21 protein-coding genes are annotated in these 22,496 nt (G+C 58.2%); 13 read left to right on the forward strand and 8 right to left on the reverse strand.

Annotated elements, in window-relative coordinates:
- The first annotated feature begins 96 nt into the window (after positions 1-96).
- Positions 97-648 (forward strand): single-stranded DNA-binding protein SSB1, encoded by a 552-nt coding sequence (gene ssb1, locus MHZ97_RS03685; RefSeq protein WP_103793662.1) that lies wholly within the window; start codon positions 97-99, stop codon positions 646-648.
- A 64-nt stretch (positions 649-712) separates the two neighbouring features.
- On the opposite strand, the gene MHZ97_RS03690 is transcribed toward ssb1, so the two are convergent.
- A complete protein-coding gene (locus MHZ97_RS03690) occupies positions 713-1,246 on the reverse strand; it encodes an isochorismatase family protein (RefSeq protein WP_103794023.1) in 534 nt (177 codons plus the stop codon).
- Between the two features lie 127 nt (positions 1,247-1,373).
- Here MHZ97_RS03690 and MHZ97_RS03695 point away from each other — a divergent pair, with 127 nt between their 5' ends.
- Together MHZ97_RS03695 and MHZ97_RS03700 are read left to right on the forward strand one after the other, a co-directional pair.
- Complete coding sequence (locus tag MHZ97_RS03695; RefSeq protein ID WP_239313630.1) at positions 1,374-2,207, forward strand: AraC family transcriptional regulator; 834 nt, start codon at positions 1,374-1,376, stop codon at positions 2,205-2,207.
- A gap of 74 nt (positions 2,208-2,281) precedes the next feature.
- Positions 2,282-3,241: a DMT family transporter gene (locus tag MHZ97_RS03700; protein ID WP_239313627.1), complete on the forward strand. Its 960-nt coding sequence runs from the start codon at positions 2,282-2,284 to the stop codon at positions 3,239-3,241.
- Positions 3,242-4,165: 924 nt separating this feature from the next.
- Here MHZ97_RS03700 and MHZ97_RS03705 read toward each other — a convergent pair.
- Positions 4,166-4,561, reverse strand: a complete 396-nt coding sequence (locus MHZ97_RS03705; RefSeq protein ID WP_239313624.1) for a transposase — start codon at positions 4,559-4,561, stop codon at positions 4,166-4,168.
- Positions 4,562-5,086: 525 nt separating this feature from the next.
- Here MHZ97_RS03705 and MHZ97_RS03710 point away from each other — a divergent pair.
- A complete protein-coding gene (locus MHZ97_RS03710; protein ID WP_103793666.1) occupies positions 5,087-6,343 on the forward strand; it encodes a polysaccharide biosynthesis C-terminal domain-containing protein in 1,257 nt (418 codons plus the stop codon).
- Between the two features lie 8 nt (positions 6,344-6,351).
- Positions 6,352-7,302 carry an ATP-grasp fold amidoligase family protein gene (locus MHZ97_RS03715; protein ID WP_103793667.1) on the forward strand — a complete coding sequence of 317 codons (951 nt, stop codon included), beginning with the start codon at positions 6,352-6,354 and terminating at the stop codon, positions 7,300-7,302.
- A 234-nt stretch (positions 7,303-7,536) separates the two neighbouring features.
- Here the strand turns inward: MHZ97_RS03715 and MHZ97_RS03720 are convergent, their stop codons facing one another.
- Complete coding sequence (locus MHZ97_RS03720) at positions 7,537-7,818, reverse strand: YjcB family protein (RefSeq protein WP_103793668.1); 282 nt, start codon at positions 7,816-7,818, stop codon at positions 7,537-7,539.
- A 263-nt stretch (positions 7,819-8,081) separates the two neighbouring features.
- Entirely contained in the window at positions 8,082-8,507 is a 426-nt protein-coding gene (soxS, locus tag MHZ97_RS03725; RefSeq protein WP_103793669.1) for a superoxide response transcriptional regulator SoxS, read from the reverse strand.
- 83 nt (positions 8,508-8,590) lie between these two features.
- On the opposite strand from soxS, the gene soxR reads away from it, so the two are divergent.
- The 4 genes from soxR (at position 8,591) to MHZ97_RS03745 (ending at position 13,248) form a co-directional block, all read left to right on the forward strand.
- On the forward strand, positions 8,591-9,076 hold the full coding sequence (soxR, locus tag MHZ97_RS03730) for a redox-sensitive transcriptional activator SoxR (protein ID WP_239313622.1): 486 nt from the start codon (positions 8,591-8,593) through the stop codon (positions 9,074-9,076).
- Positions 9,077-9,123: 47 nt separating this feature from the next.
- The gene (locus MHZ97_RS03735) at positions 9,124-9,789 is read left to right on the forward strand and encodes a glutathione S-transferase family protein (protein ID WP_103793671.1); all 666 of its coding nucleotides are present in this window, start codon (positions 9,124-9,126) and stop codon (positions 9,787-9,789) included.
- A 310-nt stretch (positions 9,790-10,099) separates the two neighbouring features.
- Positions 10,100-11,449 carry an NCS2 family permease gene (locus MHZ97_RS03740; protein WP_239313620.1) on the forward strand — a complete coding sequence of 450 codons (1,350 nt, stop codon included), beginning with the start codon at positions 10,100-10,102 and terminating at the stop codon, positions 11,447-11,449.
- 149 nt (positions 11,450-11,598) lie between these two features.
- Positions 11,599-13,248 carry a Na+/H+ antiporter gene (locus tag MHZ97_RS03745; RefSeq protein WP_103793673.1) on the forward strand — a complete coding sequence of 550 codons (1,650 nt, stop codon included), beginning with the start codon at positions 11,599-11,601 and terminating at the stop codon, positions 13,246-13,248.
- 14 nt (positions 13,249-13,262) lie between these two features.
- Here the strand turns inward: MHZ97_RS03745 and MHZ97_RS03750 are convergent, their stop codons facing one another.
- Positions 13,263-14,165 (reverse strand): LysR family transcriptional regulator, encoded by a 903-nt coding sequence (locus tag MHZ97_RS03750; RefSeq protein WP_103793674.1) that lies wholly within the window; start codon positions 14,163-14,165, stop codon positions 13,263-13,265.
- Positions 14,166-14,268: 103 nt separating this feature from the next.
- Between MHZ97_RS03750 and MHZ97_RS03755 the strand changes: the two genes are divergently transcribed.
- The 3 genes from MHZ97_RS03755 to MHZ97_RS03765 all read left to right on the forward strand — a co-directional run bounded on the left by MHZ97_RS03755 (position 14,269) and on the right by MHZ97_RS03765 (position 16,046).
- Positions 14,269-14,694 carry a CidA/LrgA family protein gene (locus tag MHZ97_RS03755; RefSeq protein ID WP_103793675.1) on the forward strand — a complete coding sequence of 142 codons (426 nt, stop codon included), beginning with the start codon at positions 14,269-14,271 and terminating at the stop codon, positions 14,692-14,694.
- Positions 14,687-15,382 carry an LrgB family protein gene (locus tag MHZ97_RS03760; RefSeq protein ID WP_103794024.1) on the forward strand — a complete coding sequence of 232 codons (696 nt, stop codon included), beginning with the start codon at positions 14,687-14,689 and terminating at the stop codon, positions 15,380-15,382. Before MHZ97_RS03755 ends, MHZ97_RS03760 begins: the two co-directional genes overlap by 8 nt.
- A 118-nt stretch (positions 15,383-15,500) precedes the next feature.
- A complete protein-coding gene (locus tag MHZ97_RS03765; protein ID WP_103793676.1) occupies positions 15,501-16,046 on the forward strand; it encodes a YfaZ family outer membrane protein in 546 nt (181 codons plus the stop codon).
- Between the two features lie 421 nt (positions 16,047-16,467).
- On the opposite strand, the gene MHZ97_RS03770 is transcribed toward MHZ97_RS03765, so the two are convergent.
- The 3 genes from MHZ97_RS03770 to acs form a co-directional block, all read right to left on the reverse strand.
- Positions 16,468-18,117 carry a cation acetate symporter gene (locus tag MHZ97_RS03770; RefSeq protein WP_239313618.1) on the reverse strand — a complete coding sequence of 550 codons (1,650 nt, stop codon included), beginning with the start codon at positions 18,115-18,117 and terminating at the stop codon, positions 16,468-16,470.
- Positions 18,114-18,443, reverse strand: a complete 330-nt coding sequence (locus tag MHZ97_RS03775; protein ID WP_103793679.1) for a DUF485 domain-containing protein — start codon at positions 18,441-18,443, stop codon at positions 18,114-18,116. Before MHZ97_RS03775 ends, MHZ97_RS03770 begins: the two co-directional genes overlap by 4 nt.
- Positions 18,444-18,586: 143 nt before the next feature.
- Complete coding sequence (acs, locus tag MHZ97_RS03780; RefSeq protein WP_239313615.1) at positions 18,587-20,542, reverse strand: acetate--CoA ligase; 1,956 nt, start codon at positions 20,540-20,542, stop codon at positions 18,587-18,589.
- A gap of 550 nt (positions 20,543-21,092) precedes the next feature.
- Here acs and gltP point away from each other — a divergent pair.
- Positions 21,093-22,394, forward strand: a complete 1,302-nt coding sequence (gene gltP / locus MHZ97_RS03785) for a glutamate/aspartate:proton symporter GltP (protein WP_103793681.1) — start codon at positions 21,093-21,095, stop codon at positions 22,392-22,394.
- Positions 22,395-22,496: the final 102 nt, after the last annotated feature.

The raw sequence follows: 22,496 nt of genomic DNA on the forward strand, positions 1-22,496 counted from the left end.
GCTTCTGCGAGACGGCTCGAAAGTGGGATCGCCTGGCAGGACGTGGTAGAATTGATCGTTTAGACTCTTAGTATTAACTCAGCGGGAGAGAGCAACATGGCCAGTCGTGGCGTAAATAAAGTGATTCTTGTCGGGAATCTGGGTCAGGATCCGGAAGTGCGCTACATGCCGAATGGTGGCGCGGTTGCCAACATTACGCTGGCCACGTCGGAAAGCTGGCGTGACAAGCAGACCGGTGAAAACAAAGAGATCACCGAGTGGCACCGCGTCGTGCTGTTCGGCAAGCTGGCGGAAGTCGCTGGCGAATATCTGCGTAAAGGTTCGCAGGTCTATATCGAAGGTCAGCTGCGCACCCGTAAATGGCAGGACCAGGGCGGCCAGGATCGCTATACCACGGAAGTAGTGGTCAACGTCGGCGGCACCATGCAGATGCTGGGCGGCCGTCAGCAGGGCGGTGCCAGCGCAGGCGGCGCGCCGATGGGCGGCCAGCAGAGCGGCGGCAACAACAACGGCTGGGGCCAGCCGCAGCAGCCGCAGGGCGGAAACCAGTTCAGCGGCGGTGCGCAGTCGCGTCCGCAGCCGCAGAGCGCGCCGGCGAGCAACAACAACGAACCGCCGATGGATTTTGACGACGATATCCCGTTCTGATAATCCAGATTCCTGTAATAAAGCCGCGCTCGTCGCGGCTTTATTTATTTCTGCCCGCGCTTCTTCACTCAGCACGGCGCATCCATTCTGCCAGGATCGCCGCCGTGCTTTTCACCTCAGGCACATTTCCCGGCAGCGACAGGCCTGCCCAGACCTCATTGTGCTGTCCGATTAACTGCTCTGCGCTGGCCCAGGTGCGATCCGCCGTGGTGTGGGCATCGGCCGCAACGGTAATGCGATAGCCCAATCCCGCCCCGACTTTAATGGTGGTATCGACACAATAATCGGTCGCGCAGCCGCAAATCACAAAGGCATCGACGTTTAACTGCGCCAGCGTATCGGCCAGCCGGGTTCTCCAGAAGCTGTCGCAGGCGGTTTTGCTCACATACAGGCTGCCTTCAGGCTGATGCAGCCCGGCCAGCAGCTGGAACGCCGTCGTGCCTTCCTGCAGCTCGCCTTCGCAATGCGATATAAAAATCGTGCGGTCGGCCGCCTCAGTAAGCTGATTGATGCGCGCGGTACAGCCCGCCTGGTCAAAGCGCGGCGTGGCAAACACACCGTTTTGCATATCTACTACCACTACTGTTTTAAGCGACATTATCCTTTCTCCCTGCGCCTGCGATGGCCCAGTCTTACCCTGGCTGGGCAAAATGGCAAAACTGTTTTGCAATCGGTCAGCTATCGCTGGCATTCTGACTGCCTGTCAGGCGAATAAGGAGTCAGAGGTGGAGGGCGTTCCGGCCATTTTTCCCTGCGAAAAAGATCGCGCGCAGTTTCGCCAGTTTGACGAGCTGCCAGGCGTAGAACTCTATCAGGCGCATATCACCCGCTATGCTTTTGAGCCGCATACGCACGAAGCGTTCGGCATCGGCACCATCGAATCGGGCGCGCAGCGGTTCCGCTATCGCGGCGCGCAATACACGGCGCCGACCCATTCGCTGGTGATGATGAATCCCGATGAGCTGCATACCGGCGAGTCCGCCTGCGAGGAGGGCTGGCGCTACCAGATGATCTATATCCAGCCAGAGGAGATGACGCAGCTTACCGGCGATCGCGGCTGGTGGTTCAGCGAAGCGCTGCGCACCGATTCAAAGCTGGCGCTGCCGCTGTCGCAGGCGCTCTCGGCGCTGTGGCAGGCCGACAGCGTGCTGGCGCGGCAAAGCCTGCTGGGCGAGGTGCTGGCGCAGCTGCGGCCGCTGGCGCGCATGGCGCAAAGAGGCAAAGAGGAGGGGCGTCATCGCTTCGACCAGGTGCGTGATTACCTGCGCGACAATCTGGCCGAGTCGGTGAGGCTGGAAGAGCTGGCGGCGCTGGCGGGTCTTTCGCCGTGGCATTTTCTGCGCGCCTTCCGCGCGCACTTTCACGTGACGCCACACCAGATGCTGATGGCGTACCGGCTCTATGAAGCCAAGCTGCTGCTGGCGCGCGGGCAGTCGGCCGCCAGCGTGGCGGCGAGCGTCGGCCTGAGCGACCAGGCGCACCTCACCCGCGCCTTCGCCCAGCGCTACGGCATTACGCCGGTGCGCTATCAAAAACAGGTGCGCGGCACCCAGAGCTAACCGCAATCTGCTACAAGATTTATCCCTGCTTTTTCCGCCACACTTCCTTATGCACTTTAATAAAGGAAGAGACGATGTTAGCTGGCGTGTTGTTTGCCCTTGCCGCAGGGCTGATGTGGGGACTGATTTTCGTGGGGCCGCTGCTGGTGCCGGACTATCCCGGCGCGCTGCAGTCTGCCGGGCGCTATGTCGCCTTTGGTCTGATCGCGCTGCCGCTCGCCTGGCTCGATCGCCGCCGCCTGCGTAAGCTGCTGGCGGCCGACTGGCGCGAGGCGCTAAAACTGTCGCTGGTAGGCAACCTTCTTTATTACACCTTTCTCGCCAGCGCGATCCAGCGCACCGGCGCGCCGGTATCGACCATGATTATCGGCACGCTGCCGGTGGTGATGGCGATTACCGCCAACCTCTGTTACGGCCATCTTGAAGGGCGCCTCGCCTGGCGTCGGCTGGCGCCTGCGCTGCTGGCGATTGGCGCGGGGCTGGCGTGCGTCAATGTCGCCGAGCTGCGCGGTCAGGGGGGCGAGTGGGATCTTACGCGCTACCTGAGCGGCATTGCGCTGGCGGTGTTAGCGGTCGCGTGCTGGACCTGGTATCCGCTGCGCAACGCGCGCTGGCTGCGCACTCATCCGCAGCACAGGCCCGCCACCTGGGCAACGGCGCAGGGCGTTGTCACGCTGCCGCTGGCGCTGGTGATGTATGCGCTGGTCAGCGCGCAGCTGGCGTGGCAGCGACCGGCGTTCGCCCTGCCGTTTGGCCCGCAGCCGCAGCTGTTTCTGCCGCTAATGCTGGTGATTGGTTTGCTCTGCTCCTGGCTTGGCACCCTTTGCTGGAACGCCGCCAGCCAGCGGCTGCCGACGGTCTTTATGGGGCCGCTTATCGTATTCGAAACGCTGTCCGGTTTGCTGTGGACCTTTCTCTGGCGCCAGAGCTGGCCACCGCTGCTGACGATAACGGGTATTCTGTGTTTAATCCTCGGCGTGCTCTGGGCGATGCGCATCAAGCCGGAACCGCTGTTGACCTCAATTGAGCATTAATCTCTGCTGCTGTCGCGCCATTCAATATGCGCTGACCCGCTGATTTCACACCGTTTTAAGAATAATACGCAGAGCGGAGCGGCAAAATTTGCCGCTCTTTTGCTAAATAAGCGCTAAGGCCAGCGAGAGAAACCTGATAAAAAGCGATCTTGATCGCATTTTTTTCGCTGTCAGCCTGGCGTTTAACGTCTCAACCTGGCCGTAATCTGCGCTTCCGGCCGCTTTTATTCCCTTTTAAACCGTCATTAAGGCCGTAACGCTGGCGATCAATTCGCCATTTTGCTGCATATTTATCACCTGCCGGTGCGTTTTTATTGGCATTTGGCCCTGAGAATAGCGTTTGATAAACCACCGTTTTTTCCAGAAAGGGGGCGGCTAATAAGAATAATTCCTAACGACGGAATTTACGAAACTTTAGATTTGCCGATCTTTATCCTGAATATTCTTATATGAGATCGCCCCTGAATAAGAAAAGAGATAAGCAGTGATAAACCATTCTGCCAGGAAAATTCCTGGCGTTTTTGTGCCGCACCGCTTATTCCGGGCTGATTAAATATTATCCAGTGGATGCAAACTTAGTGCCAGCGAATGTTGAAGTAAAAGTAGGCTGGCTTTGGCGGGCGCTTTAGCACGGCTTAATGGTAAGAGCGACGTTTAGCGCCGGCCATTAACATGCCTGATGAAAAGCAAGAAGCACCAATCTCATCGAAATGAGATTGGGCGAGAGTAGAAGTAGCGAGAAATGCGAGACTTTTGCTGGTGCTTATCAATATTACCGCAAAAAATGAAAATCAGCCCGGCTGCAAACTCATCAGGAATGCATGGAGCGAAAATTAAAGCCACGAATGGTATCTTAAAGTGTCATCATCTCTTCTGGTAAGAACAATCTCAGCGCTAAGTCAGTTTAAGGCAGTATTATTGGTTTTATCGATTTTCCGAGCCTGACGGGTAGTGATAAACGCTGCGGCTAATATCGAGCAGGCGGCAGCTGCGGCGCGTGCCGATGTCGAAAGTGCTCTGCAGGAAGTTGACCGCCTGACGTTTCTCATTGGTAGTAAAGAAGTTCTTCAGTACGCTTTGCAGCATCTCCTTATCTGAGTTGAGCATTTGCAGCTCACGGGTAAGTGTTTGTAGTTTATCTTCTAACTCCTTGATTCTTCTTCCTTCTTCCGAAGAGAGACCGGAGAATTTCTTTTTCCAGCTATAGAAGGTGGCCTCAGAGATCCCCAGCTCGTCACAAATCTCCCTGACTTTAACCCCTGATTCAGAAGCTTTAATGGCATTTGTGATTTGCTCTTCGCTATATCGTGACTTTCTCATAAATGCTCTTACCTTTCTTATCGATTAATGGATGAGATGTACTGTATTAATATCTGGCACTGTAAATAAACTATTAATGCAGTATTAAAGTGCGCGATTAGAATTGCGTGGGTTAAATTAAGATATTTAGAATAAATATCATCATGGGATAAATCTTATTTTATTCTTATCGGATGGGCGCACCTTCCTGGTCAGGGATTTTTGTTATAGATTCTTCCCATCCCAAATACGAAAAATTTCTACGTACATTTGATATTTAGCATAACGTGCTTGCTAAATTCGCAGGGAAATGGCTTGCGAATGGGTTCTGTTTTCACCGTGAAATCGATTCCAGATTAGCCGTTCTGAGCCAAATTTAATCAGAATTATCCTGAAAATATTCACCGAATCGTGTTCTGATTCTCATTTTTCGGACCAGCCTGGTTTGAAATCTTTAAATAACGCCAGGCCCACTGAGCGCTTGTTAATTCGTTACAGGGACGTTGTACCGAAGCGGTTGAAGTAAGTAATGCAAAGGATGAGTCAATGAAATTAAGCGTAATGTCGAATGCCGCCTGGATGATGTCTGAGAAGATCGTCTCGGTTTTTGGCGTCATATTTGTGACCTCCTACGTGGCGAAATCATTCGGGCCAACCGTATTTGGCCAGATGGCGTTTTCTACCTCTTTATTTTCTATGGTCCAGACCGTTGCCATCTTCGGTACCGAAACTATCTTGTTCAAGCGGATCAGCAAAAGCGCGCCGAAAGGGCTGCGCCTGATGAACGTGGCGCGCACGCTGCGCATGATTTTACTGCTGCTTACCTCGGTGCCGGTGCTGGCCTGGGTGTGGTTTACCATGCCGCAAAACTTTCTGGCGTTTACGCTGGCGTCGTTCGTCGCCTCGGTATTTGTCACCCAGGACACCTTCAGCGTTTACAACAACGCGCGCCTGGCCTCCCGGCTGAATACCGTTGCGAACTCGCTCGGCATGCTGCTGAGCTTCACCATCAGCTTCGTTATCGCCTGGCTGCGCCTGAATCCGGCATGGCTGACGCTCTCTATCGTCGCCGTGACCCTGGTGCCTTACGCTATCAAACGATACAACTTTTACCGCGAAACTCAGGATATTCCTCCGCCGCAGGAGAAGCGCAGCGCCTATCTGCGCTATCTGATGTACGCCGGTTTGCCGCTGGCGATCTCCAGTATTTTTATTTCGGTGCAGGTGAAAGCCGCGCAGATGTTTTTAGCCGGCATTGCGTCGGCAAGCGACCTCGGGCTGTTTGCGGCGGCCAACACAATCGCGGCTTCGTGGATTTTTATCCCCGTGGCGCTCATAACTTCATGCTTCACTGAGATCTTCAGGGAACGCGGCGAAGTGGCTATTAAGCTGGCAGCGCGGCTTAACGGCTATGTCATGGGAGTTTCACTGATGATGCTGCTGGTCATCGCGCTGTTCGGCGAGAAAATCATCATCGCTTTATACGGTTCAGAATACACACAGTCAGGAAGTCTCATTACGTTGTTGTCAATGGCAACCTGTTTCTCCGCTATGGGCACAGTAGCCTACCGCTACATGGTGAAAGAGGGTGGTTTCAACTATCTGTTGAAGAAAATCATCTGCCTGATGGTGATCAGCCTGCCGCTTTCGTGGTGGCTGATCCAGGGCTACGGCATTATGGGCGCTGCGTGGAGCGTCTTCGTGTCGGAACTCTTGTCCCTTACCGTAATGAATTACTTCTTCAAAAACGGCGTCATTCAAAGAATTCAGGTTTCCTCACTCAACTACAAAACCTACAAATGAGGTCAGATATGTTTAAGTTGAAAGATGAACTCAGAAGAAGTGTGCAGTACTTCATTAAGAAGATGCCCTGGGCATACCAGGACCGCATTTACTACTTCCATAAGTTCAGAAAATTGCCCAATTTGCGCCAGCCCAAGGTGTTTAACGAAAAGGTGCTGTACCGCAAATTTGTCTATGGCGACTATCAGATCTACGGCCGCCTGTCGGACAAGTATTCAGTGCGCGACTATATTGCCGAGAAGATTGGCAACGAGTACCTGATTCCGCTGGTGCACCAGTCCACCGATCCGGCATCGCTGAATAGCCTGCAAAGCTGGAAGGGCACGGTCATCAAGCCGAATCACGCCTCCAATATGGTGGAGATCCTGCTGGAAGAGCCGGACGCGCTGCGCAAACAGCAGATTATCAACAGCTGCTATAAGTGGCTGAAGACCGACTTCGCCAACGAGGCGCGCGAGATCCACTACCGCTATATCAAGCCGCGTATTCTGGTCGAACAGTATATTGGCGACGGCAAAACGGCGCCGATCGATTACAAGTTCCATATGTTCAACAAGCGCGACGGCCGCTTTGAATATGTGCTGCAGGTGATCTACAACCGCTGCCAGCCGCAGCTGTCGATGAATTTTTACGTCAATAACCTGACCGAAGCCTTTCATAAGATTCGCGATACCGGTCTCGACGTGACGAAAATCGCCGATTCGCTGCAGCACGCGCTCGATTTGAGCAAGAAGCTGGCGAGCGATTTCGACTACGTGCGCGTGGACTGGTATATCCATGAAGGCCGCATCTATTTCGGCGAGCTGACCTTCACGCCGGGCGCAGGTCTGGTGACCGGGCTTGATCGCGGGCTTAATCAGATGATGGGAGATATGTGGATTCAGGATCGCCGCGGCACGCAGAGACCGGGCGTTTCGGTGCAGGACGTCAATATTCCTGCGCTGTTGAAGAAAGTTTGAGTCACACAGCAAAATAAAAAACCCCGCGCTGCGGGGTTTTTTATTGGCTAACGAAGCCAAAACGAAGCTGGCATAAGCCGAAGAGCAAAGCGTCCCGCGCCAGGGAAGGCGCGGGCCGAGCGAGCATGGATGCGTTAAGCGACTTTGCGATCGTGCCATGCCAGCTTCGTCAGCTCTGTATAACCACCGCAAAATAAAAAACCCCGCTATGCGGGGTTTTTTACTGGCTAACGATTAAGGCATAGGCCAGTCGGGCGGCGTCTGGCTCATCACCTGAATAAAGGTATCTTTGGTCACCAGCATAAAGTGATGCACGTTTTCCATGCTCAGCGAGATGCCCAGCAGACCCATCACAAACCAGCAGCTCATACCGAGACCAATGCCGCCGCACATAAAGGCCATCACATGATGGCTGCTCTGGCGGAATTTAATTTTAAGGGTGCTGGCAAAAAACATCATGATTGCGCTGAGCAGTTCCCAACGCATAACGATCAAGCTGGTGGTTATGGTCGCCATCGACTTAAGCCTCTGAATCTAAGTGATTATCCCTGACGGTTACTGGACATCACCGGCGACAGAAAGCGTGGTCAGGGAAAGGCTTTCCGTCGTCAAAAAGAATTTAATGTGTGATCTTGGTCACATTATATCACTGGATTTGATTTTTTGAACAAAATTTGTACCTGGTATGGTAGAAATTTTTTTATCGATATGTTGGCAGGAATATCAGGGCGTTAAGCAGAGAAGCGGGGAAAGGTGCGCCCGTTAAGGGCGCCTGAGGCTTAGCGAATCGGGCAGCATTCGCCGGTGGTGCGCTGGGTGTAGCTCGCCGCGGGCTCGCTGCAGTCGAAGTTTACCCGGCGCGGACGCTGGATCGCCTGGCGACGCATAAAATGGCGATAGGCGGTCGGCGTCTGCGAAAACTGACGGCGGAACACGCGGGAAAAAGTCTGCTGCGAGTCATAGCCGTACTGCATCGCGATATCAAATACCGGACGCTGCGTCTGGCGCAGTGCTTCCGCCGCCAGCGTCAGGCGACGCTCACGAATGTAGCCACCCAGCGTCTGTTTCGTCACGGTACGGAACATACGCTGCAGGTGCCACTTTGAATAGCCTGACCTGGCCGCGACGTCATCGATCGACAGCGGCTTATCCAGGTTTTGATCGATCCAGCGCGTCAGGGAGTGAATGATCTCTTCTTGCATCATAATCTCGTCCTTTAGTTCTGAGGGATTCGTTATTTGACGGAGGCGAGTATAATTCCTCAAGTTAACTTGAGGTAAAGAGCCAGATGAAAAAAGATTGCAACTACCCAAAACCGGTTCTGACGCCGGGCGAAGTCGCGCGGCGCAGCGGCGTGGCGGTTTCCGCGCTGCATTTTTATGAGAGCAAAGGGCTTATCTTCAGTACCCGCAACGGCGGCAACCAGCGTCGCTACAGCCGCGACGTGCTGCGCCGCGTCGCCATTATCAAGATTGCCCAGCGTATCGGCATTCCGCTCGCCACGGTCAGCGACAGCCTGATGCATATCCCCGCCAACAAGCGCATGTCGACCCAGGAGTGGGACGCCCTGACGCAGCACTGGCGCGAGGAGCTGGATAAGCGCATCGAAACCCTGACGCGGCTGCGTAACGACCTCGACGGCTGTATCGGCTGTGGCTGCCTGTCGATGCGCGACTGTCCGCTGCGCAATCCCGGCGACCGGCTGGCGCAGCAGGGGTCCGGCGCGGTGCTGCTCGATCCCGAACAGGATGATAAAGGCGAGCCGCCGCGCTAAAGAGGATGAAGGCTATACTTGCCAGAGGCTCACAACAGGAATTGACTATGATTACCGTCCACCATCTTGAGCAATCGCGCTCGCATCGCGTGCTGTGGCTGCTGGAAGAGCTGGAAGTGCCTTACCAAATCAAACGCTATCAGCGCGAGGCGTCGATGCTGGCGCCGGAAGCGCTGAAGAAGGTCCATCCGCTCGGCAAGTCGCCGGTAATTACCGACGGCAATCAGGTGATTGCTGAGTCGGGCGCCATTCTTTCCTGGCTGGAAAGCAAATATGACCGCGAGCAGCGGCTGACCTCCGCCGACGAGCAGGCGCGTCTGCAGGCTAATTACTGGCTGCACTATGCCGAAGGCTCGCTGATGCCGCTGCTGGTGATGAAGCTGGTCTTTAGCCGTCTCGGCAAGGCGCCGGTGCCCTGGCTGCTGCGTCCGGCGGGCGCGGCGCTGGGCAAGGGCATACAGAAGGCCTGGCTCGATAAGCAGCTGGTGCCGCATCGCCAGATGATTGAGCACCATCTGGCCGCTCAGCCCTGGTTTGCCGGCAAGCGCTTCAGCATCGCCGATATTCAGATGAGTTTTCCCCTGCTGGCGCTGCAGTCGCGCGGCGGCCTGGATGATATGCCCGCCACGGCGGCCTGGCTAAATACTGTGCAACAGCGCGCCGCCTGGCAGCGCGCCGTGCAGCAGGGCGGCGAGGTGCTACCAGGGGGCTAAGCGGCAAAAAAATCCCGCGACATCAGAACCTAACGCGACGGCGGCCCTGAAGCGGTCGCCGCACAACCCCGCAGAAAGCCCCATCAGCGCCTCTTTTTGTCCTGAATTTAAGCGAGGAAGCAGTTGAAAATCGGCTGCCAAACGCCGGATAATCCCGTGCCTTTAATCTGGCCGCATAGCGGACAGCTATCCGCCGCGAAGTAAACGTTTGCCTGCCGCCTGGCGCGCTATGGTGCCGGGTCGATAACCAGGGATTTTGCAGGCTGCGACGCAGGGCGTTTCACACAACAAAAAATTTTGAGGCTCAACTATGTCATATGAATCACGCTCGTCCGCTGGCAAGCTGGACGCCTGGTTCTCTGTTTCTGCACGCGGCAGCAGCGTCCGGCAGGAAATTCTGGCGGGACTGACCACCTTCCTGGCGATGGTCTACTCGGTGATTGTGGTGCCCGGCATGCTGGGCAAAGCGGGCTTTTCGCCCACGGCGGTCTTTGTCGCCACCTGTCTGGTCGCCAGCGTTGGCTCAATCGTCATGGGATTATGGGCCAATCTGCCGATGGCTATCGGCTGCGCCATCTCGCTCACCGCCTTTACTGCCTTTAGTCTGGTGCTCGGCCAGCATATCAGCGTGCCGGTCGCCCTCGGCGCGGTGTTCCTGATGGGGCTGCTGTTTACCTTTATCTCGCTGACCGGCATCCGCGCCTGGATTTTGCGCAATCTGCCGATGGGCGTGGCGCACGGCACCGGCGTGGGGATCGGCCTGTTTCTGCTGCTGATCGCCGCCGACGGCATTGGGCTGGTGGTGAAGAACCCTGCGCCTGGCCTGCCGGTGGCGCTGGGCAACTTCACTTCGTTTCCGGTAATGATGTCGCTGCTGGGGCTGGCGGCAATCGTCGGGCTGGAGAAGCGCCGGGTGCCGGGCGGCATTCTGCTCACCATTATCGCTATCTCGGTTCTCGGACTTATCTTCGATCCGGCGGTGAAGTTTCAGGGGCTGTTCGCCTTACCCAGCCTGCGCGACGGCCAGGGCAACTCGCTGCTGTTCAGCCTGGATATTATGGGGGCGCTACAGCCGGTGGTGCTGCCGAGCGTGCTGGCGCTGGTGATGACGGCGGTGTTTGACGCCACCGGCACCATCCGCGCGGTGGCGGGGCAGGCGAACCTGCTGGATGAGAAGGGCCAGATCCTCAACGGCGGACGCGCGCTGACCACTGACTCAGTCAGCAGCCTGTTCGCCGGCCTGGTCGGCGCGTCGCCTGCGGCAGTCTATATCGAATCCGCAGCCGGCACGGCGGCGGGCGGTAAGACCGGCCTGACGGCGATTGTGGTTGGCCTGCTGTTCCTGGCGATTCTGTTTATGTCGCCGCTCGCTTATCTGGTGCCCGCCTATGCGACCGCGCCCGCGCTGATGTATGTCGGCCTGCTGATGCTGAGCAACGTGGCGAAAATCGACTTCGGCGACTTTGTCGATGCGATGTCCGGCCTGGTAACTGCGGTCTTTATCGTACTGACCTGCAATATCGTTACCGGCATTATGCTCGGTTTCGCCACCCTGGTGGTGGGCCGCCTGTTCGCCGGCGAGTGGCGCAGGCTGAACGTTGGCACCGTGGTGATTGCTGCCGCGCTGGTGATGTTTTACGCCGGCGGCTGGGCGATCTAGCAGTAAAACCGGGCGAGCGCCGTCTCGCCCGGCTCGTTCTCTGATTTTTCGCCGCGCCGCACGCGTGACTTGTCATTCTCTGCGCACTTTGCTTTACACTTTAGCGCTCACAACATTTTTTCTGACTTTACGATTCGCCTAAGGAAAGCATGGAAATCTTCTTCACTATTCTCATTATGACGCTGGTGGTGTCGCTCTCCGGGGTGGCCGCGCGCATCTTGCCGTTCCAGATCCCGCTGCCGCTGGTGCAGATCTTCGCCGGTGCGCTGCTCGCCTGGCCGACCTTCGGCCTGCATGTCGACTTCGACCCGGAACTCTTCCTTGTGCTGTTTATTCCGCCGCTGCTGTTTGCCGACGGCTGGAAAACGCCTATTAGCGAGTTCCTGCACCACGGCCGGGAAATTATCGGCCTGGCGCTGGTGCTGGTGCTGATTACCGTGGTCGGCATCGGCTACCTTATCTACTGGACGGTGCCGGGCATTCCGCTGATCCCGGCCTTCGCGCTGGCGGCCGTGCTGTCGCCAACGGACGCCGTGGCGCTCTCCGGCATTGTCGGCGAGGGGCGCATCCCGAAGAAAATCATGTCTATCGTGCAGGGCGAGGCGCTGATGAACGACGCCTCCGGCCTGGTCTCGCTGAAGTTCGCCGTTGCGGTGGCGATGGGCACGATGGTCTTTACCTGGGGCGGCGCCAGCATCGAGTTCCTTAAGGTGGCGATCGGCGGCCTGATTGCGGGCGTGGCGGTCTGCTGGCTCTATGGTAAATCGCTGCGTCTGCTGAGCCGCTGGAGCGGCGACGATCCGGCGACGCAAACCGTGCTGCTGCTGCTGCTGCCGTTCGCCTCCTACCTGATCGCCGAACATCTCGGCGTCTCTGGCATCCTGGCGGCGGTCGCGGCGGGCATGACCATTACCCGCTCCGGCATTATCCGTCAGGCGCCGCTGGCGATGCGCCTGCGCGCCAACAGCGTCTGGCAGATGCTGGAGTTCGTGTTCAACGGCATGGTGTTCCTGATGCTCGGCCTGCAGCTGCCGGACATTATCGGCACCTCGATTGATGCCGCCAACGCCGATCCCAACGTGGAACTCTGGATGCTGTTTACCGACATTATCCTGGTTTACGCCGCGCTGATGGTGGTGCGTTTCGGCTGGCTCTGGATCATGCAGCGTCTCAGCAAGCGCGTGCTGAAGAAGAAGCCGATGGAGTTCGCCAACTACTCGCTGCGCGAGCTGCTGATTGCCACCTTTGCGGGCGTGCGCGGCGCCATCACCCTGGCGGGCGTGCTCTCTATTCCGCTGTTCCTGACCTCCGGCGAGCCGTTCCCGGCGCGCTATGAGCTGGTGTTTATCGCAACCGGCGTCATCCTCTTTTCGCTGCTGGTGGGCGTGGTGGTGCTGCCGCTGCTGCTGCGCGGCGTAGACGGCATCGATAAAGCCGGCCACCGTCGCGAGCTGCAAAACGCCCGCGCGGTGATGGCGAGCGTGGCGATTGAAAGCCTGCATAAAATGGAAGAGCGGCTGGAGAAGGACAGCGAGGAGAATATCGATCCCGAGCTGCTGAAAGAGGTGAGCCTGCGCGTTATCGGCAACCTGCGCCGCCGCGCCGACGGCAAAAGCGATCTGGAGCAGGCGCTGTTCGCCGAGAATCTGGAGCGCCGTTTCCGCCTGACCGCGCTGCGCGCCGAGCGCGCCGAGGTCTATCACCTGCGCGCGACGCAGCAGATTTCCGATGAGAGTATGCAGCGGCTGCTGCGCGATCTCGACCTGCTGGAAGCGCTGCTGATCGAAAAAGAAGAGTAAGCCGCGCGCCGCGCCTAGACCGACAGGCGCGGCGCTTCATCCGGCCAGTGTTCGCGGCAGCAGGCGATCCACGCCTGCGCGCTGCGCGACAGATAGCTTCCCTCGCGCCAGATCAATCCCAGACTCCACTTCAGCTCCGACTCCAGCGGCAGCCACAGCAGCGACTGCTTATCGAGCCGCTGACAGATCGGCTCCGGCAGGATCGCCAGCCCCATCTCCGCCTGCACCATCGCCGCCAGAAAATCCCACTGGCCGCTGCGTACCGCAATATGCGGCGTCACGCCAAGGCGCTGAAACGCCTTCATCAGCTGGCGGTTCAGAGAGAACTCTTCGTTAAAAATCAGCAGCGGATGCGCCGCCAGCTCCGTCAGCGCGATATGGCTGCGGTTAAGCCAGGCGGCCTGGCGCGGCACCAGCACGCAGAGCGGATGGTGCATCAGCGGCAGCGTATTGAGCGGCAGATCGGCATCGACCGGCAGGGCGGTGAGCGCGATATCCAGGCTGCCCGCCAGCACCGCCTGCTGCACGGTCAGGCCGCCAAACTCGGAGATATTGAGCGCGACGCCGGGATAGCGGCGGCGAAAGGCTGAGATCGAGCCGGCGATCTGCATGCCGACCATCGGCGGAATACCGAGGCGCAGCTCGCCGGTCTTAAGCTGGTTAATGTCGCCGATCTCCGCCTCAAGCTGGTGAAACTCCTGCAAAATCGCCAGCCCGCGCTGGTAGACCGCCTGACCGCTGTCGGTCAGATGCAGCTTGCGTCCGTCACGCAGCAGCAGCGTGCAGCCCAGCTCCTCTTCCAGCTGGCGCAGCATTTTGCTGATGGTGGGCTGCGTAACGTAGAGCTTCTGCGCGGCGCGGGTAAAACTCTGCTGACGCACCACCTCGGTGAAGTAGCGTAAAGCGCGGACGTCCATAACTATTCCCTTTTGGCATGATTAGAATAATTTTAATTCATTTTTTTCACCTTCTGTTGCGGATTTATACTACGCGCTGAATCTGAGGAAGGGAGAGAAGAAAATGGCGTTAGCGCTCAGCCCGCAGCGCGTGGGCCGGCTGCAACGACTCTGGTTGCCGCTACAGCTGCTGCTCTATATCGGCATGTTTATCGCCAGCGATCGTCTGGTGAGCTGGCTGCATCTGCCGCTGCCCGCCAATATCGTCGGCATGCTGCTACTGCTGGTGCTGATCGTCACGCGCGTGCTGCCGCTGCGCTGGGTCAGGGCGGGCTCGCGCTGGCTGCTGGCAGAGATGCTGCTGTTCTTTATTCCCGCGGTGGTGGCGGTGGTGAACTACGGCGATCTGCTGCGCGTCGACGGCTGGCGCATCTGCGTGGTGATCGCGCTCAGCACCATGCTGGTGCTCGCCTCTACCGCGCTGGTGGTCGATCGCCTCTACCAGTATGAAGTGGCGCGCGCGGCGCGCAGGCAGCAGCGCGATGCGTGATTTTATCCTTAGCCTGCTCTGCCTGGCGGTTACGCTGCTGATCTACTTCCTTAATAAACGCCTCTATCGCCGCTGGCGCACGCTGCTGCTGATGCCGCTGGTGGCGACGCCGGTGCTGCTGGTCGGGCTGCTGCTGATTACGCACGTCTCCTGGCAGGACTATATCGCCGAAAGCCACTGGCTGCTCTGGCTGCTCGGCCCGGCGACGCTGGCCTTCGCCGTGCCGGTGTATGAGAACATGGCGATTATCCGCCGCCACTGGCTGTCGCTCAGCGCTGGCGTGCTGACCGCCACGCTGGTGGCGGTGTGCAGTTCGGTGTGGCTGGCGCGGCTGCTGACGCTGCCCGAGTCGATCCAGCGCAGCCTGGCGGTGCGCTCTATCACCACGCCTTTCGCGCTGGCGGCGGCGAAGCCTATCGGCGGCCAGCCCGATCTGGTGGCGCTGTTTGTGGTGATCACCGGCGTATTCGGCATGGCGATCGGCGACGTACTGTTTCTGCGCATCGCTATCCGGCAGGGCGTGGCGAAAGGGGCGGGCCTGGGCGCGGCCTCGCACGGGGCTGGCACGGCGCGCGCCTGGCAGCTCGGCGAGCAGGAGGGCGTGGTTGCCAGCCTGGTGATGATGCTTTCCGGCGTGGTGACGGTGGTGCTGGCACCGCTTATTGCTCATGTAATGTGGGCGGCCTGACAACAAAAAATACCGATCGACATGTCTGTTTACGTAAAGGTTGCCAAATAGAGTTGTCAGGGGATTTCAGACTGTTAACCTTTGCGCCGAAATTATTGTCCTTTCATGGAGTGGAATCATGTTTAAGCAACTTGTTACCGGGAGCGCACTGGGTCTGGTGCTGATGAGCGGCGCAGCGCAGGCTATCGAAGGCAGCGTGGATGTTGGCGAGCACAACACAAATCTGAACGTCGGTCTGGGCACCACCTCGCCTGGCCTGTTCCTTAAAGGCAACTGGCTGCGCAGCGATCACGACGGCAGCACCTACGGTCTGGGACTGGGTTACAACGTCGATATCGGCGGCCTGCGTCTGGCGCCGACTGCCAAGACCATTTTCACCCATCCTGAAGATGGTAAAGATGGCTTCGCCGTGGCGCTGGGCGGCGGCGCGCAGTACAGCTTCAACAACATGTGGGGCCTGTACGGCGAATACTACTACGCGCCGGAAGGTCTGACCGACCATCTCGACAGCTATCAGGAAGCCGCTGGCGGCCTGAGCTTCACGCCGATTTCACTGCTGAACCTGCGCGTAGGCTATCAGTATATCGAGCTGAACAACAAAGGCGGCCGTAAAGACAACGTGCTGGTCGACGGCCCGTACGTCGGCGCTTCGCTGCGTTTCTAATCATCGCCCTAAAAGCCTTTGAGCCGGTTACTTACGTGACCGGCTTTTTTATTGCCAGGGCTGACGCTTTTTCACCGCTTTGGGCAGGCGAGCGCAATGATTTGTAGACCTTGCGGCGTGCAGCTAACCCTGTGCCGTCTGAGCAATAGCGCGAGCCACTCTGGCGCGCAGGCTTTCCGGTTTGCATGGCTTAAAGGCGACATACGCTCGCTGGTAAACAGATAAAGGCCGTGCGGCCATTCTGGGTGAGGGTAACGGCTTTGTGCTGCGCTTTGCTTATGAGCTCGCCAAAACGCCTTTTAGCCGGGTTAGCGGTCAACCGCAGCGTAGCGATCCTTGCATCATGCGATGAGTCGCTATTTACACCGGGATGGGGATAAAAACGCCAGCGTCCGGGAACGCTGGCGGGGAAACAGCCAGATTAGTGCGATTTGCCCTGCGAAATCCCGATGCCGGTTTGCGAGCGGATAAACTGCGCCCGGAAGCGGCCGCGCTCCTGCGCACCCTGCGGCGAATGGTCGGTGACCGAGAAGAGCCAGGTGCCGACAAAGGCGACGATCATCGAGAAGAGCGCTGGATACTCATAGGGGTAAACCGGCGACGCGTGGCCCAGCACCTGCACCCAGACCGTCGGGCCGAGGATCATCAGCACCACCGCGGTGATCAGCCCCAGCCAGCCGCCGACCATCGCGCCGCGCGTGGTCAGCTTCGACCAGTACATCGACAGCAGGATGATGGGGAAGTTACAGCTGGCGGCGATAGAGAAGGCGAGGCCGACCATAAAGGCGATGTTCTGCTTCTCAAACAGGATGCCCAGCGCAATCGCCACCACCCCCAGTACCAGTACGGTAATCTTCGACACGCGCAGCTCTTCACGCTCGGTCGCCTGGCCTTTACGAATAACGCTGGCGTAAAGGTCGTGCGACACCGCCGAGGCGCCCGCCAGCGTCAGCCCGGCAACCACTGCCAGAATGGTGGCGAAGGCCACGGCAGAGATAAAGCCGAGGAAGGTGCTGCCGCCCACCGCGTTCGCCAGATGCACCGCCGCCATATTGGTGCCGCCAATCAGCGCGCCGCTGGCGTCCTTAAAGGCGGGGTTCGCCCCGACCAGCAGGATCGCGCCGAAGCCGATAATAAAGGTCAGGAAGTAGAAATAGCCCATAAAGCCGGTGGCCCAGAAGACGCTTTTACGCGCCTCGCGCGCATCCGCCACGGTAAAGAAGCGCATCAGAATATGCGGCAAGCCGGCGGTGCCGAACATCAGCCCCAGCCCCAGCGACAGTGCCGAGATAGGATCTTTTACCAGTCCGCCGGGCTGCATGATGGCCGCGCCTTTCGGGTGTACCGCCATCGCCTGGGTAAAGAGGGTATTAAAGCTGAAGCCGGTCGCCTTCATTACCATAATCGCCATAAAGCTGGCGCCGAACAGCAGCAGCACCGCTTTGATAATCTGCACCCAGGTGGTCGCCAGCATGCCGCCGAACAGCACGTAGAGCACCATCAGAATGCCGACCAGCACCACGGCGATATGGTAGTCGAGGCCGAACAGCAGCTGGATCAGCTTGCCCGCGCCCACCATCTGCGCAATCAGATAGAGCGCCACCACCACCAGCGAGCCGCAGGCGGAGAGGGTGCGGATCGGCTTCTGCTGCAGGCGATAGGAGGCGACGTCGGCGAAGGTGTAGCGACCGAGGTTGCGCAGGCGCTCGGCAATCAGGAACAGGATCATCGGCCAGCCCACCAGGAAGCCGAGGGAGTAGATCAGTCCGTCGTAGCCGGAGGTGTAAACCAGTGCGGAGATGCCGAGAAAGGAGGCGGCGGACATAAAGTCGCCCGCCATCGCCAGCCCGTTCTGGAAGCCGGTAATATTGCCGCCCGCGGTATAGTAGTCGTTGCGCGAGCGGGTGCGCTTCGACGCCCAGTAGGTAATGCCCAGGGTGGCGGCGACAAACACCACAAACATGCCGATCGCCTGATAGTTTGTGCCCTGCTTCTGCACCGCGCCGGTCAGGGCGTCCGCCAGCGCGGAGGCGGGCAGCAGCGCCAGCAGCCAGAGAGAAAGACGCTTCATGGGGTTACCTCGCTGAGGATCTGCTTCGTCAGGCGGTCGAATTCGCCGTTGGCGCGCCAGACGTAAACGCCGGTCAGCACGAAAGAAATAACAATCAGGCCCACGCCGATGGGGATGCCGCGCGTCACGCTGGTGCCGTCATGCAGCGGCGTGCCGAGCCAGCCGGGGGCGAAGGCGATCAGCAGAATAAAGCCGACGTAGAGCACCAGCATAATCAGCGACAGCAGCAGGGCAAACCGCTGGCGCTTATGCACCAGCTCCTGAAAGCGCGGGTGACGTTCAATCCGTTGATTGAGCGCCTCCTGAGTGGAAAGGGCGTCGTTCATCACAGTTTCTCCAGAGGTTATGCAGGCGGCAGCCTCACGCCGCTGCGCGAGAAAGGCCTGGTCAGATATTGTTATGTGACTTCAGAAACACACTGCGTAAGGAAAGGGCGGCGGGAAGAAGAGACCTCCCGCCGGTAAGACGGTTACGGCATACGGATCGCCTGCTTCTCCTCCAGCAGTTTGTCCACCACGCCGGGATCGGCCAGCGTAGAGGTATCGCCCAGATTGCTGGTGTCGCCCGCGGCGATCTTGCGCAGAATGCGGCGCATAATCTTGCCGGAGCGGGTTTTCGGCAGCGAATCGGTCCAGTGCAGGATATCGGGGGTGGCGATGGCGCCAATCTCTTTCCGCACCCAGCTGCGCACCTCGGTATAGAGTTCCGGCGACGGCTCTTCGCCGTGGTTCAGAGTGATATAGGCGTAGATCGCCTGGCCTTTAATGCTGTGCGGAATGCCCACGACCGCCGCTTCGGCGATTTTGGGATGCGACACCAGCGCGGACTCGATCTCCGCGGTGCCGAGCCGGTGGCCGGAGACATTAAGCACGTCGTCGACGCGGCCGGTGATCCAGTAGTAGCCATCTTCGTCGCGCCGCGCGCCGTCGCCGCTGAAATAGCAGTTCTTGAAGGTAGAGAAGTAGGTCTGCTCGAAGCGGTCGTGATCGCCGTACAGGGTACGCGCTTGGCCAGGCCAGGAGTCGGTGATCACCAGGTTGCCTTCGGCCGCGCCCTCCTGCGGATTGCCTTCGTTATCCACCAGCGCGGGCTGCACGCCGAAGAAGGGTTTGGTCGCGGAGCCCGCTTTCAGCTCAGTCGCGCCCGGCAGCGGCGTAATCATAAAACCGCCGGTTTCGGTCTGCCACCAGGTATCGACAATCGGACAGCGGCCGTCGCCAATCTTGTTGTAGTACCACTCCCAGGCTTCCGGGTTAATGGGTTCGCCCACCGAGCCCATAATGCGCAGGCTCTGGCGGCTGGTGCCAGCGATCGCCTTATCACCCTCCGCCATCAGGGCGCGGATCGCCGTCGGCGCGGTATAGAGCAGCGTTACCTTGTGCTTATCCACTACTTCCGCCATGCGGCTCGGTTTCGGCCAGTTCGGCACGCCTTCGAACATCAGCGTGGTGGCTCCGCACGCCAGCGGCCCGTAGAGCAGATAGCTGTGGCCGGTGACCCAGCCGACGTCGGCGGTACACCAGTAGATATCTTCCGGGTGGTAATCAAACACATACTTAAAGGTGGTCGCCGCATAGACCAGATAGCCGCCGGTGGTGTGCAGCACCCCTTTCGGCTTGCCGGTCGATCCAGAGGTATAAAGAATAAAGAGCGGATCTTCCGCCTGCATCTCGGCGGGCGCGTGCTGCTCGCTGGCTTTATCCATTAAGTCTGACCACCAGAGATCGCGGCCCTCCTGCCAGCCGATCGACTGGCCGGTGCGCTTCAGCACCACCACGTTTTTCACGCTGTTGACGGTAGGGTTTTTCAGCGCGTCGTCGACATTTTTCTTCAGCGGGATAGGGCGTCCGGCGCGCACGCCTTCATCCGCGGTAATCACCAGCTTCGCGCTGGAGTCCACCACGCGGCCCGCTACCGCTTCCGGCGAGAAGCCGCCGAAAATCACCGAATGCACCGCGCCGATGCGCGCGCAGGCCAGCATCGCCACCGCCGCTTCCGGCACCATCGGCATATAGATCGCCACCACGTCGCCTTTTTTCACCCCCAGCGACAGCAGCACGTTGGCGAAGCGGCACACCTGGTGATGCAGCTGGCGAAAAGTCAGGGTCTTGCTTTCGCTGGCGTCGTCGCCCTCCCAGATAATTGCGGGATGGTCGCCGCGCTTTTCCAGATGGCGATCGAGGCAGTTGGCCGCCAGATTGAGCGTGCCGTCCTCATACCAGCGAATAGAAATATTGCCCGGCGCGAAAGAGCTGTTTTTCACTTTGCTGTAGGGCTTGATCCAGTCGAGGATTTTCCCCTGTTCGCCCCAGAACGCATCCGGGTCGCTGACGGACTGCTGATACATCGTCTGATACTGCTCGGCAGTGATCAGGGCATTCGCGGCGATGCCGGCAGGTATCGGGTGTTTATGTTGTTGGCTCATGGCGGATCTCCTTGAAGATGTTAATGATATGTCAATCAAAGGTTAAGTGAAGCCTGAGCCAGTGCTTTGTTTCTTTTTTGCGCCTCAGATCACGACAGCGCTTGCCCGCCTGAGATCTGTTGCAAAAGTCGACAGGTACCCGCCGCTGCCAGCACCTGCAGCTGGTGAAAAATAGAGCAAACGATCCCGCCGCCTTTTTGCGCAGCGCTGCATAGCTATGCGGAAAATTTGCTAACTATTACTTTTCATAACAGCAAGTTAGGGTTTTTATAACCAAACAGCATTTTATGCTATAAGAGTGGCTAATCTTTAATCGAACGCGCCAGGGGTTGCATTTACCACAGTGAAAATGGTACTTATCTCGCCCCTGCTCAGCAGGACTCAACCAGACGGCGTCTGAAAATAGTACGGGAATTTTCGCATTTTCGTAGAGGACGCTGTCCTCAATAACCCTCTAATTTACCGGGCTTTTGCTCACTTCCCTGTGTGTATCCTTCTCTGCACCTTCGCAGCGTAGCAATAGGGGTTTTGACTGAGGAAATAACGCGTTATGAAAGGTTTTAAAATAAGCCTGGCCTGGCAGATTCTGATTGCGCTGGTGCTCGGCATTGTTGTCGGTTCAGTGCTGCATAATCAGCCAGACGATCGTGAATGGTTAATCACCAACATTCTCAGCCCGGCGGGCGACATCTTTATTCATCTGATCAAGATGATCGTTGTGCCTATCGTTATTTCATCGCTGATTGTCGGCATCGCCGGCGTGGGCGATGCAAAGAAACTGGGACGTATTGGCGTTAAAACTATCGTCTATTTCGAAGTGATCACCACCCTTGCCATTGTGGTCGGCATTACGCTGGCTAACGTGTTTCAACCCGGCACCGGCATTGATATGTCAACGCTGGCAACGGTGGACATCTCTAAGTATGAAGCCACGACCGAAGCGGTGCAGAACGGGCCTCACAGCCTGGTCACCACCATTCTGTCGCTGATCCCGCAGAATATCTTCGCCTCGCTGGTGAAGGGCGACATGCTGCCGATTATCTTCTTCTCGGTGCTGTTCGGTATGGGCCTGTCGGCGCTGCCGTCAGAGCAGCGCGATCCGCTGGTCAACCTCTTCCGCAGCGTGTCGGAAACCATGTTTAAAGTGACGCACATGATTATGCGTTACGCGCCGGTGGGGGTCTTCGCCCTGATCGCCGTGACCATCGCCAACTTCGGCTTCACCTCGCTGTGGCCGCTGGCGAAGCTGGTGCTGCTGGTTTACGCCGCCATCCTCTTCTTCGCGTTCGTTATCCTCGGCGGCGTGGCGCGCTTCTGTAAGCTGCGCATCACCACCCTGATGCGTATTCTGAAAGATGAGCTGATCCTCTCCTATTCAACCTCCAGTTCGGAAACCGTGCTGCCGCGCATTATGCAGAAGATGGAGGCCTACGGCGCGCCGAAGGCGATCACCAGCTTCGTGGTGCCGACCGGCTACTCCTTTAACCTGGACGGCTCAACGCTTTATCAGAGCATCGCCGCCATCTTTATCGCGCAGCTTTACGGCATCGACCTGTCGCTGACCGATGAGATTATCCTGGTGCTGACGCTGATGGTGACCTCAAAAGGCATCGCAGGCGTACCGGGCGTATCCTTCGTGGTGCTGCTGGCGACGCTGGGCAGCGTCGGTATTCCGCTGGAGGGCCTGGCCTTTATCGCGGGCGTCGATCGCATCATGGATATGGCGCGTACCGCTCTTAACGTTATCGGCAACGCGCTGGCGGTGCTGGTCATCGCCCGCTGGGAGAACCAGTTCGACGCCGAGCAGGCGAAAGCCTACGAGCTGAAGCTGCGCGCGCAAACGGCGAGCTAATCCATCCGTTGACCTGGCTTTTCAGGCAACACCTGGCCATATAACAGGGTTCAGACCTCGTCTGAACCCTTTTTTTATCCCGCAAATATGATAAAACCGGGC

The organism is Pantoea sp. ACRSC, from assembly GCF_022346785.1.
Lineage (GTDB): Bacteria > Pseudomonadota > Gammaproteobacteria > Enterobacterales > Enterobacteriaceae > Pantoea > Pantoea alvi.

What these genes read in the sequence shown, in the direction of transcription:
- ssb1 (WP_103793662.1), top strand. Translation starts at nt 97, where the DNA reads ATGGCCAGTCGTGGCGTAAATAAAGTGATTCTTGTCGGGAATCTGGGT.
- MHZ97_RS03690 (WP_103794023.1), bottom strand. Translation starts at nt 1,246, where the DNA reads ATGTCGCTTAAAACAGTAGTGGTAGTAGATATGCAAAACGGTGTGTTT.
- MHZ97_RS03700 (WP_239313627.1), top strand. Translation starts at nt 2,282, where the DNA reads ATGTTAGCTGGCGTGTTGTTTGCCCTTGCCGCAGGGCTGATGTGGGGA.
- MHZ97_RS03705 (WP_239313624.1), bottom strand. Translation starts at nt 4,561, where the DNA reads ATGAGAAAGTCACGATATAGCGAAGAGCAAATCACAAATGCCATTAAA.
- MHZ97_RS03710 (WP_103793666.1), top strand. Translation starts at nt 5,087, where the DNA reads ATGAAATTAAGCGTAATGTCGAATGCCGCCTGGATGATGTCTGAGAAG.
- MHZ97_RS03715 (WP_103793667.1), top strand. Translation starts at nt 6,352, where the DNA reads ATGTTTAAGTTGAAAGATGAACTCAGAAGAAGTGTGCAGTACTTCATT.
- MHZ97_RS03720 (WP_103793668.1), bottom strand. Translation starts at nt 7,818, where the DNA reads ATGGCGACCATAACCACCAGCTTGATCGTTATGCGTTGGGAACTGCTC.
- soxS (WP_103793669.1), bottom strand. Translation starts at nt 8,507, where the DNA reads ATGATGCAAGAAGAGATCATTCACTCCCTGACGCGCTGGATCGATCAA.
- soxR (WP_239313622.1), top strand. Translation starts at nt 8,591, where the DNA reads ATGAAAAAAGATTGCAACTACCCAAAACCGGTTCTGACGCCGGGCGAA.
- MHZ97_RS03735 (WP_103793671.1), top strand. Translation starts at nt 9,124, where the DNA reads ATGATTACCGTCCACCATCTTGAGCAATCGCGCTCGCATCGCGTGCTG.
- MHZ97_RS03740 (WP_239313620.1), top strand. Translation starts at nt 10,100, where the DNA reads ATGTCATATGAATCACGCTCGTCCGCTGGCAAGCTGGACGCCTGGTTC.
- MHZ97_RS03745 (WP_103793673.1), top strand. Translation starts at nt 11,599, where the DNA reads ATGGAAATCTTCTTCACTATTCTCATTATGACGCTGGTGGTGTCGCTC.
- MHZ97_RS03750 (WP_103793674.1), bottom strand. Translation starts at nt 14,165, where the DNA reads ATGGACGTCCGCGCTTTACGCTACTTCACCGAGGTGGTGCGTCAGCAG.
- MHZ97_RS03755 (WP_103793675.1), top strand. Translation starts at nt 14,269, where the DNA reads ATGGCGTTAGCGCTCAGCCCGCAGCGCGTGGGCCGGCTGCAACGACTC.
- MHZ97_RS03760 (WP_103794024.1), top strand. Translation starts at nt 14,687, where the DNA reads ATGCGTGATTTTATCCTTAGCCTGCTCTGCCTGGCGGTTACGCTGCTG.
- MHZ97_RS03765 (WP_103793676.1), top strand. Translation starts at nt 15,501, where the DNA reads ATGTTTAAGCAACTTGTTACCGGGAGCGCACTGGGTCTGGTGCTGATG.
- MHZ97_RS03770 (WP_239313618.1), bottom strand. Translation starts at nt 18,117, where the DNA reads ATGAAGCGTCTTTCTCTCTGGCTGCTGGCGCTGCTGCCCGCCTCCGCG.
- MHZ97_RS03775 (WP_103793679.1), bottom strand. Translation starts at nt 18,443, where the DNA reads ATGAACGACGCCCTTTCCACTCAGGAGGCGCTCAATCAACGGATTGAA.
- acs (WP_239313615.1), bottom strand. Translation starts at nt 20,542, where the DNA reads ATGAGCCAACAACATAAACACCCGATACCTGCCGGCATCGCCGCGAAT.
- gltP (WP_103793681.1), top strand. Translation starts at nt 21,093, where the DNA reads ATGAAAGGTTTTAAAATAAGCCTGGCCTGGCAGATTCTGATTGCGCTG.